Source organism: Streptococcus sp. S784/96/1 (genome assembly GCF_902729355.1).
Lineage (GTDB): Bacteria > Bacillota > Bacilli > Lactobacillales > Streptococcaceae > Streptococcus > Streptococcus caledonicus.
Map to the genome: position 1 here is coordinate 1 of NZ_CACVCC010000061.1, position 3,312 is coordinate 3,312.

General features: G+C 38.9%; 3 protein-coding genes. All 3 read right to left on the minus strand.

Going from position 1 to position 3,312, the window contains the following annotated elements; genetic code table 11:
- Positions 1-237: 237 nt before the first annotated feature.
- Genes GZ996_RS11435 through GZ996_RS11445 form a run of 3 tightly spaced genes read right to left on the minus strand, consistent with a single transcriptional unit; the run spans position 238 to position 3,051 of the window.
- Positions 238-651, minus strand: coding sequence for a DUF7679 family protein (locus tag GZ996_RS11435; RefSeq protein ID WP_161979405.1), 414 nt, complete (start codon positions 649-651; stop codon positions 238-240).
- Between the two features lie 33 nt (positions 652-684).
- Positions 685-1,905, minus strand: coding sequence for a tRNA uracil 4-sulfurtransferase ThiI (thiI, locus tag GZ996_RS11440; protein ID WP_161979404.1), 1,221 nt, complete (start codon positions 1,903-1,905; stop codon positions 685-687).
- Between the two features lie 3 nt (positions 1,906-1,908).
- Positions 1,909-3,051, minus strand: a complete 1,143-nt coding sequence (locus GZ996_RS11445; RefSeq protein WP_156806666.1) for a cysteine desulfurase family protein — start codon at positions 3,049-3,051, stop codon at positions 1,909-1,911.
- Positions 3,052-3,312: the final 261 nt, after the last annotated feature.

Here is a 3,312-nt window from a genome sequence, read left to right on the forward strand (position 1 = left end):
GAGAATAACGAGATTTTTTGGTAGAATGGTTAGTGGACATGTTCATCTGCTTTCTATACTGAGTTGGGGAATTCTAGTATATCAGAAGAACATGTCTTTTCTGTTGCACTTCATTTTACAACGCGGGTTTATTTGCTTAATTTGACCAATTCAATTTATTTTTATTGATGGTGACCTTAACAACTCTCCTTCCACAACTTTTTTCTCATTTTATTAATGGCATCAATTAATTATCATTTACCGCTCTTTCCAGCGCTTCCAACGATAGTAATCAATTGCCAAAATAACCTTATTCCAGAAAGAATAATCATGTTGAATAAATTTAACACTTCTCCAAAAATGTGCAATCCCTTCTTGCTCCCAATTTTCTGAAGTTAAAAATTGTCCTCTACTACGCTTTTTCTGTTGAGATTTCTGCGCAAATACTCGAATGATCTTACCTAGTCTTATCGTTGGTCTATAGTTATTTTTTCTAGTATAATCTGCACTTGGATAATTAATCAATGCACCGGTTAATAGACTCTCCCAATGTTGCTGATTCGCATAGCGGTAAGCCCGCATGGCTCCCTGTAAATCTTTCGGAAGTTGAAAGGTCTGTGAATCACCGTTCAAAAACTGTATTTCAACAAAATAGTAATTCTTAGATACCATTCTAGCTCCTTTTATTGATGCAACGAATCTTAGTTACAACAAATCCTCAATCATCTCTTCTACGTCATCATTTTCTGCCTGAGGTGTTATTTCTGTAATCATAATACCAGCTACAGCTCTTTCAACTAAAGCTTCAACATCCATACGGCGTTCATATTGTTCGGCATTTTTGATTTTAGGATTTGTTTTAGGACGGTCGGGCGCAAAAATAGTACAGCAATCTTCAAACGGTTGGATGGAGATATTGAAGGTATCAATTTTTTCTGCAATGTCAATGATTTCCAATTTATCCATAGTCACAACTGGACGGATGATCGGGGTGTTTGTCACAGCATTAATAGCCTGCATGCTTTCAAGTGTTTGACTAGCAACTTGTCCAAGACTTTCACCATTGACAATTACTAACCCATCTCTTTCCTCACGAATACGGTCTGTAATGCGCATCATAAAGCGACGTGTCAAGGTCATTAAATAGGCTTCTGGTGCCTTTTCTTTGATTTCTTCTTGAATTTCGGTAAATGGCACCTCGATAAATTGAATATTGCCACCAAATTTGGTTAATTTGCGTGTTAAATCGTGGGCTTTTTTAAGGGCCCCTGGGCTTGTGTAGGGTGGGCTCGCAAAGTGCACTGCCTCAATATCCACACCACGCTTAAGAGCCAAATAACCAGCAACAGGTGAATCAATTCCACCAGATAGCATCAACATTCCCTTACCAGAAGTTCCAACTGGTAGGCCACCAGCACCTTTGATTTCTTCATGAGAAATGTAGGCTGCCTCATCACGTATTTCAACCTTGAGTGTAACGTCTGGTTTTTTCATTTGTGCTTGGATGGATGGCAGAGCACGGAAAACAGCATCTCCCAACGTATGATTAAGTTCACGACTATCTAACTCAAAACTATGATCAGCACGTTTTGCTGCCACCTTAAACGTTAATCCCTCACGATACAAACCAGCCATAATTTCCTGCACCGCATTTTCCAAAACCGTAACATCCTTAGGTAAACGGTAAACAGGATTAAAGGCTTGAATCCCAAAAATTTGTTTGAGACTTTCTGCGACAGGAGCATAATCTTGACCATTTAAAATCACATGGCAACGATCACGATCAGCAGTCACTTGAACAGCTGGGTAAATGGATAACACATCTTGAATATTACGCTTGAGCTTATTAATAAAGCGCATGCGATTCTTTCCTTTAGTCGATAGCTCGCCATAGCGAACCATAATTTCTGAATAAACTAACGTCATTTCTTATCTCACTTTCTTTGTCTTTTCATAAATTTGTCTAAAAACAGTCAAAAATTGCTCAACTTGACTCATGTCATTGTCATCATCAAGACTAATACGAACAGCTGTTTGAGCAGATGGGGTTGGAACTCCCATTGAAATTAGAGTCCCTGCTGCTTTTCCAGATTTGGAAGAGCAAGCAGAGGTCGTCGAAATATAAATCTCGTGCTCCTCAAATGCATGAACCACTACTTCTCCTCGCACCCCTTTAATACCAAAGGCCAAGATATTTGGAGCGAAGTTCTCGTTTCCTGAAAAAACGGTAATATCCCCATGTTTTAGCAACTCTTCTCGAATAATCTGTCGCATCTTAGCAATTTTAATATTAGCGACTTCTTCTTTGTCTAGGGTCAATCGCAGAGCTTTTGCCATAGAAGCAATACCAGCTACATTTTCAGTGGTTGAGCGTAAATCCTTTTCTTGCCCACCACCGGTTAAAAGCGGAGCTAATTTTTTACCTGCCTTTTTATATAGAAAACCGACACCACGGACTGCGTGAAACTTATGTCCTGAAAAAGATGCTAAATCAACCCGTTCTGTCAAAAAATCTGAGACTGGTATTTTACCAATTGCCTGCACAGCATCGACATGAAAGGATATCGTTGGTTTATCTGCTAATAGCTCAGAAATTTTTTGAATTGGCTGAATAGAACCAATCTCATTATTAACAGCCATTACAGACACTAAAGTGGTATCTGATCTGAGAAGCTCTGCTAATTTTTCAAGGTCCACAAAGCCTTTTTCGTCAACTGGTGCAAAAGACACCTCAAATCCTTGGGTGCTCAGCCATTTTGCCGACTCCTTAACCGCAGGATGCTCAATATCAGACACAATAATGTGCTTACCATAGCGAGCTTTTTCGAAGGCTACTCCCTTTATGGCCCAGTTATCACTTTCTGTACCACCTGAAGTAAAAAAAATCTCATCCGCAGTCTTTCCTAAAAGTTCTGCAATTTGTTTACGAGAAGCTTCTAAAATTCGAGTTGATTTGCTGCCAAGATTATGTAGGCTAGAAGGATTTCCAAAAATTTTAGTCGCCACCTCCTGATAGGTGTGAAGCACCTCTGCATAAGGTTGCGTTGTTGCCGCATTATCAAAATAAATCATCTTTTTTCTCCATATAATCAATCCTTACCATTATACCACATGTCCTACAATCTATTTGCTATTAAAATATCAAAATAATCGAGAAAATATTTACCCGCGTTGTAAAATGAAGTGCAACAGAAAAGACATGTTCGTCTGATATACTAGAATTCCCCAACTCAGTATAGAAAGCAGATGAACATGTCCACTAACCATTCTACCAAAAAATCTCGTTATTCTCACTTATCAGCTTCTGAGCGAGGCGAAATTAGTGCTTATTTG

What these genes read in the sequence shown, in the direction of transcription:
- GZ996_RS11435 (WP_161979405.1), bottom strand. Translation starts at nt 651, where the DNA reads ATGGTATCTAAGAATTACTATTTTGTTGAAATACAGTTTTTGAACGGT.
- thiI (WP_161979404.1), bottom strand. Translation starts at nt 1,905, where the DNA reads ATGACGTTAGTTTATTCAGAAATTATGGTTCGCTATGGCGAGCTATCG.
- GZ996_RS11445 (WP_156806666.1), bottom strand. Translation starts at nt 3,051, where the DNA reads ATGATTTATTTTGATAATGCGGCAACAACGCAACCTTATGCAGAGGTG.